6 protein-coding genes are annotated in these 6,419 nt (G+C 64.0%); 4 read left to right on the top strand and 2 right to left on the bottom strand.

The features are described 5' to 3' along the window. Nucleotides 1–110: 110 nt before the first annotated feature. On the bottom strand, nt 111–1,205 hold the full coding sequence (locus tag P9228_RS27675; protein WP_127323922.1) for an NAD(P)/FAD-dependent oxidoreductase: 1,095 nt from the start codon (nt 1,203–1,205) through the stop codon (nt 111–113). 258 nt (nt 1,206–1,463) lie between these two features. Continuing rightward, entirely contained in the window at nt 1,464–1,697 is a 234-nt protein-coding gene (locus tag P9228_RS27670) for a hypothetical protein (RefSeq protein ID WP_067001193.1), read from the bottom strand. A gap of 164 nt (nt 1,698–1,861) precedes the next feature. Here P9228_RS27670 and P9228_RS27665 point away from each other — a divergent pair, with 164 nt between their 5' ends. The 4 genes from P9228_RS27665 to P9228_RS27650 all read left to right on the top strand — a co-directional run bounded on the left by P9228_RS27665 (nt 1,862) and on the right by P9228_RS27650 (nt 6,418). Next, entirely contained in the window at nt 1,862–2,461 is a 600-nt protein-coding gene (locus P9228_RS27665; protein ID WP_278056634.1) for a DUF922 domain-containing protein, read from the top strand. Nucleotides 2,462–2,930: 469 nt separating this feature from the next. Next, nucleotides 2,931–4,010 (top strand): sn-glycerol-3-phosphate ABC transporter ATP-binding protein UgpC, encoded by a 1,080-nt coding sequence (gene ugpC, locus P9228_RS27660; protein WP_278056633.1) that lies wholly within the window; start codon nt 2,931–2,933, stop codon nt 4,008–4,010. Nucleotides 4,011–4,046: 36 nt separating this feature from the next. Continuing rightward, nucleotides 4,047–5,372: an ABC transporter substrate-binding protein gene (locus P9228_RS27655; protein WP_095801402.1), complete on the top strand. Its 1,326-nt coding sequence runs from the start codon at nt 4,047–4,049 to the stop codon at nt 5,370–5,372. A 107-nt stretch (nt 5,373–5,479) separates the two neighbouring features. Continuing rightward, entirely contained in the window at nt 5,480–6,418 is a 939-nt protein-coding gene (locus tag P9228_RS27650; RefSeq protein ID WP_095801403.1) for a sugar ABC transporter permease, read from the top strand. Nucleotide 6,419 lies beyond the last annotated feature (1 nt).

The raw sequence follows: 6,419 nt of genomic DNA, 5'->3' as shown, positions 1-6,419 counted from the left end.
TGCTACGAGAAAGCCTCTCAAGAATCCTTTCTTTCCGGCTTGGCAATAGCCAATCAACTTATCTGCGATTCCCCTGCCCTCAAGGGGGAGATCGGCAGTTCCGCCACGCCTCACCCCGCGATATCCCTCGCCACCGCCTGCGCCTCGATGCCGATCTCGCGCAGCAGGCCGGTGACCGGATTGTAGAAGCCGACGAGGTAGACACCCAGCGCCGTCGCGCGTGGATTCACTCCACTCTTCCCCGGCCGCAGCTCCGCCGGCAGGATGCCGTGATAGCCAGGACGGTAGCCCGTGGCGAAGATTACGGCGTCGAAGTTTTGCTCCTGCCCGCCGGCGAATGTTGCGCCGTCCTCGGTGAAGCGGACGATATCGGGGAGAATGCCGATCGTGCCCGCCTTGATCGCTGCTACAGTTCCGACATCGATGACCGGAATGCGGCCGGCGTCGATCTGCTTGAGGATGCCTTCCTTCGGCCTGACGATGCCGTATCGCTCCAGCCTGCCCAGCGCAAGGTCGAGGATTTTCGGGAACATCCAGTCGTTCAGCGCCCGCGGCATCGGCCGGCTGGCGATGCCGACCATCTGGATCGGCACGCCGAAGAGCTGGCGCGGCACGATGTGGACGCCCTTGCGCACCGAGATCGTCGGATGCGCGCCGCTCTCGGCAAGGTCGAGCGCGATCTCTGCGCCGGTGTTGCCCATGCCGACGACCAGCACGTTCTTGGCCGTATAGGGCGTGGCCTCGGTGTAGGCGGCGCTGTGCAGCACCTCTCCCTTGAAGGTTTCGATGCCGGCAAAGGCCGGCGTTATCGGCTCTGCGTTGTTGCCGGTGGCGATGACGATCTTGCGGGCGTTGAAAGGGCCAGCATCGGTCTCGACCACGATTTTTTCGCCCGCCCGGCGGATCGATTTCACCGTGACGCCGAAGCGCGGCTCCAGGCTGAAACGCGCGGCATAGGCATCGAGATAGGCGACCACTTTTTCACGCGGAACGTAGCGTGGGTGGCTTTTCGGGAACGGCAGGAAAGGCAGTGACGAGAAGGACTTCACCGTGTGTAGGTGCAGCCGCCGGTAATGCCGCCGCCAGGCCGGCGCCAGCTCGCTCGCCTTTTCGAGGATGATGAAATCGACTCCGGCCCGCTTCAGGCAGGCCCCGACAGCCAGCCCCGCCGGTCCCGCGCCGACAATGACGACATTGGTATCCAAGGCAGCCTCCTCCCCCAAGGCGAGAAGAAGCTATGCCCGAGGTGTCGGAGGAGCAAGTAGGGGAAATCACCTGGCCTTGCGGGGGTGCACCGAGCGAAATATCTGCCACCGACGGCGATGGAGGGATCGCTGCGCGTGAAGTGCCGGCGCGTTGCGCGGAGGAATACAACGTCGCTATCTGCGTGAGAGGACCCCTCAGGCGGCTTCGCGGCCATCTCCCCGTCGAGGGCCGTCGAGAGGCGAGATCAGGATCGCGCTCTACTCCGTCCCGCTCGGCGCTTCGGCCTCGTCCTCGGGCGGCTCTAGAATCTCGATCAGCCGCGCTACCCTGGCGCCCGGCATCGCGCGACCCTCGTTCATCAGCGCCTCGTCGGCGCCGATCCAGGCGAAGGCCTCGCGCAATTCCTCGAGGCTGGCGCCGGTGAGCGCGACGTCGGCGATGACGGCCTCGTCGACAGGGCCAAGAACGGAAATGATCTCGTTGCGGGTCATCCTTGTCTCCCTGGGGCGGAACGATGACAAGGAAACGGCGGACGGGTGGAGCGGGTTCCGACGGCGTTGTCTCCGCCTTGTGGGAGAAAGCGCCGCGCCGTCTTTGCTCTTGCCCCGACAACCGCTATGCACGGAGGCTCGTCCCGGAATTCTGCCGAGTCCTCATGAAATCCGTCTTGCTGCTTTCCGCCCTGCTCCTCTCCTCACCCGCCCTCGCCCAATGGAAGCCGAGCGAGATGGTCGAGACCTATGCGATCTCAGGACAAAGCGTGGAGGCGCTCTATGTCTCGATCGGCGAGAAAGGCCCTGTGATCGGCAGGGACTCGGCCGACAACGGGCGGCGGGCAATCGCGCAGACCAACTTCAAGCTGACCTGGCAGCGCGATTATCAGACTGAAGGCGACGCCTGCGTGCTGAAGACCGCTCGCCCGAAGCTGATCATCACCTACACGTTGCCGAAGCCCGCCGCAAAACTTGCCCCCGCCGTGCAGGCGCGGTGGGACGCGTTTGCCGCCGGCCTCGCCGCACACGAGAAGGTCCACGGCGCCGGCATCGTCGACATGGTGGACAAGATCGTCGCCTTCAGCACCGGCCTCACCGTTGCCGACGACCCCGGCTGCACCAAGATCAGGGCGGAGCTGACGAATTATCTCGACCAGCTTTCCAAGGCGCAGCGCCGGGCCAGCCGCGACTTCGACAAGGTCGAGTTCGGTCCGGGCGGGAACTTGCAGAAGCTGATTGCGGCGTTTCTGATCGGCGGGTGAACACGGCCAAGGAGCGGCCGCGCCCTTCCCGCGGTGGCAGCAGGGCCACACCGGAAGCACCGCTATCAGCATTGCCGCATCTCGAATGGGACAGCTGCCAATCCCGTCTGCGCGGAAACGGGCACTGTCGGCTCTTTCTCGGCTAGGTTGAAATCTACACCTTAGTACTTGCTAATGCGCATTCAGCCCTCTTCAGCGACTGATCGGCGGCCACGCGGCACGGCCCTGGATCGACTTAGCTCACGGCAGGCTTGGCTCATTTGTCCTTTGAGACGAAAGTCTAAGGGCATGCGCCGCAGCTTTACAGGCGGGTTTGGTAGCGCTACCGTTTCACAGTCGCGTGACCCGGGGGGAGCTGGGGCAAACGTCGCCGACGCCAGTGGTGGATGCTTGCCGGCATCCGTTTCAGCCACACCTTGATTGGAAACGGCTCCCCGCGAAACCCGCAGGGACCATCGGGAGGAGTTCGATGGCGTCTGTCGCGATTGGCGATGTCTACAAGTCGTTCGGAGCCACCCAGATCCTGCACGGCGTCAGCGTCGACATAGAGGACGGCGAGTTCGTCACGCTGGTCGGGCCGTCGGGATGCGGAAAATCGACGCTTCTGCGGATGATTGCCGGGCTGGAAAAAATCTCCCGCGGCCATATTTCGATCGGCAGCCGTGTCGTCAACGATGTTGCGCCGAAGGAGCGCGACGTGGCCATGGTCTTCCAGAACTACGCGCTCTATCCGCACATGACCGTTGCCGAGAACATGGCGTTCTCGCTCATGCTGAAGGGAGTGGCCAAGGCGGAGAGCGATGCCGGGGTGAAGCGGGCGGCCGAGATCCTCGGGCTGGTGCCGCTTCTGTCGCGTTATCCGCGCCAGCTTTCGGGCGGCCAGCGGCAGCGCGTCGCCATGGGCCGGGCGATCGTGCGCAATCCGCAGGTGTTTTTGTTCGACGAGCCGCTCAGCAACCTTGACGCCAAGCTGAGGGTCCAGATGCGGGCCGAGATCAAGGAACTGCACCAGCGGCTGAAGACGACGACGATCTATGTCACGCACGATCAGATCGAGGCCATGACCATGGCCGACAAGATCGTCGTCATGCATGACGGCCTCGTCGAGCAAATCGGGCCGCCGCTCGAGCTCTACGACCGGCCGAACAACCTCTTCGTCGCGAGCTTCATCGGCTCGCCGGCCATGAACCTGCTCAAGGGCACATTCGCCAATGACGGCGCGCCGTCGTCGTTCCGGGGCGCGGGTGGCATCTCCGTGCCTCTGTCGAAACCACCCGCGATCGGCAGCGGCGAAGCCGTCGTGCTCGGCGTTCGGCCCGAGCATCTGCGGCTGGCCGAGGACGGCATTCCGGTCACCGTGGTGGTGATCGAGCCGACCGGCTCGGAAGTGCAGATCATCGGCCGGACGGCGGGCGGAGAGGATATCGTCGCCAATTTCCGCGAACGCCATTCCTTCGCGCCGGGAGAAACCATCCGGCTGTCGGTCGAACCCGGACCCATTCATCTGTTTCACGGCAAAACGGGCCAGCGGATCGAAGCGGCGCCATAGACCACGCAACGAGGAAACCCACAGGAGGAGACGAGCATGAAGTTCACCAGACGCGACGTGATCCGCACGACCGCCGGCGCGGCCGCCGGAGCCTTGGGCAGCCGCTTCGTCGGCTCGAGCGCCTTCGCCCAGGAGGGCCTCACCTACAAGCCGGAGGAAGGCGCCAAGCTCCGGCTGCTGCGCTGGTCGCCTTTCGTGCAGGGCGACGAGGACCAATGGCTGAAGAATACCAAGCGGTTCACCGAGGCGACGGGCGTGGAGGTGCGCGTCGACAAGGAGAGCTGGGAAGACATCCGGCCCAAGGCGGCCGTCGCCGCCAATGTCGGCTCCGGTCCCGACCTGATGTTCGTCTGGTTCGACGACCCGCACCAATATCCCGACAAGCTGCTCGACGTGACCGAACTCGGCGACCATCTCGGCAAGAAATATGGCGGCTGGCACGACGGCCCGAAGCAGTATGCGACGCGCGAGGGCAAGTTCCTCGGCCTGCCGCTCGCCACCATCGGCAACGCCATCGTCTATCGCGAAAGCTGGGTGAAGGAGGCCGGCTTCTCGGAATTCCCGAAGGACACGGCGGGTTTCCTCGAGCTGTGCAAGGCGCTCAAGGCAAAGGGCCATCCCGCCGGGTTCACCCATGGCCACGGCGTCGGCGACGGCAACAACTATGCGCATTGGCTGCTATGGAGCCATGGCGGCCAAATGGTCGACGAAGCCGGCAAGGTGACGATCAACAGCCCCGAGACGCTGAAGGCGATCCAGTATGCGCAGGAGCTCTACAAGACCTTCATCCCCGGCACGGAAAGCTGGCTCGACGTCAACAACAACCGCGCCTTCCTGGCCGGCGAAATAAGCGTGATCGCCAACGGCATCTCGGCCTACAACACCGCCAAGGTCAACAAGGACAATGACCCGAAGCTGGCCGAGATAGCCAAGGACATCCGCACCACCAATCTGCCGATCGGTCCGGTCGGGAAATCGGTCGAGCTGTTCCAGGTGACCACGGCCGTCATCTTCAACTACACGCCCTACCCCAACGCGGCCAAAGCCTATCTGCAGTTCATGTTCGAGGACCCGCAGATGTCGGACTGGATCACGTCGTCGGCCGGCTATTGCTGCCAGACGCTGAAGGCTTTCGACAACAATCCGGTGTGGAAGGCCGACCCGAACAATGCCGCTTACGCGAAAGCCTCGGCGACGCTGCGACCCAACGGCTATGCCGGGCCGCTCGGCTATGCCTCGGCCGCGACCATGGCCGATTATGTGCTGGTCGACATGTTCGCCAAGGCGGTGACGGGACAGGCGACGCCGCAAGAGGCGATGGAAGAGGCCGAAAAGCGCGCCAACCGCTATTATCGCGTCTGATCCTGCCGGGCACCTGAAGCAAGGGTGGCCGCGTCGGGATCTTCCGGGGCACGGAAGGACCACGCGGCCACCACCACTCCACCGCATGTTGCGAGGAATCCGCGCCCATGGCCGTGTCATCCGTTGCCGTTCAGCGGCGTCCGTCGATGCTTTCGCGACTTGCCGAGAGCCGGAACACTCTTGGTCTCGGCTTCATGCTGCCGGCGGCGGCGCTGCTCCTGGTCTTTCTCACCTATCCGCTGGGACTCGGCGTCTGGCTTGGCTTCACCGACACACGCATCGGCCGGCCCGGCATCTATATCGGTGTCGAGAACTATGAATATCTCTGGAGCGACAGCGTGTTCTGGCTGTCGGTCTTCAACACCGTGCTCTACACGGTCAGCGCTTCGATCCTGAAATTCGTGCTCGGCCTCTGGCTGGCTCTCATCCTCAACGAGAAGCTGCCCTTCAAGTCGTTCTTCCGCGCGGTGGTGCTGCTGCCCTGGGTGGTGCCTACGGTGCTGTCGGCCATCGCCTTCTGGTGGATCTACGATTCGCAGTTCTCGATCCTGTCCTGGGCGCTGCAGCAGATGGGGCTGATCGACCACCGCATCAACTTCCTTGGCGATCCGACCAACGCGCGCGCTTCCGTCATCGCGGCCAATGTCTGGCGCGGCATCCCGTTCGTCGCCATCACGCTGCTTGCCGGCCTGCAGACCATCCCGCAGTCGCTCTATGAAGCCGCCACGCTGGACGGCGCCAGCCGCTGGCAGTTGTTTCGCCATGTGACGCTGCCGCTTTTGACGCCCATCATCGCCATCACCATGACCTTCTCGGTGCTCTTCACCTTCACCGATTTCCAGCTGATCTATGTGCTGACCCGCGGCGGGCCGGTGAACGCCACCCACCTGATGGCGACCTTGTCCTTCCAGCGCGGCATTGCCGGCGGCCAGCTCGGCGAAGGCGCGGCAATCGCGGTCGCCATGATCCCCTTCCTGCTGGCGGCGATCCTGTTCAGCTATTTCGGCCTGCAACGGCGCAGGTGGCAGCAAGGCGGCGGAGACTGAT

It is taken from the genome of Mesorhizobium sp. WSM4898 (genome assembly GCF_029625845.1).
Lineage (GTDB): Bacteria > Pseudomonadota > Alphaproteobacteria > Rhizobiales > Rhizobiaceae > Mesorhizobium.
Note: the sequence above shows the minus strand (reverse complement) of the source record. Positions and strands in the feature narration are given on the sequence as shown.

What these genes read in the sequence shown, in the direction of transcription:
- P9228_RS27665 (WP_278056634.1), top strand. Translation starts at nt 1,862, where the DNA reads ATGAAATCCGTCTTGCTGCTTTCCGCCCTGCTCCTCTCCTCACCCGCC.
- ugpC (WP_278056633.1), top strand. Translation starts at nt 2,931, where the DNA reads ATGGCGTCTGTCGCGATTGGCGATGTCTACAAGTCGTTCGGAGCCACC.
- P9228_RS27650 (WP_095801403.1), top strand. Translation starts at nt 5,480, where the DNA reads ATGGCCGTGTCATCCGTTGCCGTTCAGCGGCGTCCGTCGATGCTTTCG.
- P9228_RS27670 (WP_067001193.1), bottom strand. Translation starts at nt 1,697, where the DNA reads ATGACCCGCAACGAGATCATTTCCGTTCTTGGCCCTGTCGACGAGGCC.
- P9228_RS27655 (WP_095801402.1), top strand. Translation starts at nt 4,047, where the DNA reads ATGAAGTTCACCAGACGCGACGTGATCCGCACGACCGCCGGCGCGGCC.